Genomic DNA, 258 nt, shown 5'->3' on the forward strand with positions numbered 1-258 from the left:
GCAGTCATTCAACGGGCAACATGGCCGGACCAAAAAATAGTCCGTACCACGTTAGTTAATTTAGATGATGATATGCGTAAAAATGGTATCCGCAAGCATGCAATGATTTTGGCTGGATGGGCGTTAGACCCTACTATCCATGATAAAGATGAATACCGTTCAAAACTATATGATGCGAGTTTTACCCACGGTTTCAGAAAAGGTGTTAAGCCATGATCATTGAATTGAAGGAAGAGGAACTTGCTCCCATTAAACAGT

At 41.1% G+C, this 258-nt stretch carries 1 pseudogene; it reads left to right on the forward strand.

Annotation, left to right across the window (positions count from 1 at the left end):
* Positions 1-216, forward strand: a pseudogene (locus tag SB773_RS32890) (precorrin-4 C(11)-methyltransferase); the annotation flags it as partial.
* Positions 217-258 lie beyond the last annotated feature (42 nt).

The organism is Bacillus sp. SIMBA_074, from assembly GCF_046534555.1.
In the GTDB taxonomy this organism is placed as follows: Bacteria; Bacillota; Bacilli; order Bacillales; family Bacillaceae_G; genus Bacillus_A; species Bacillus_A mycoides.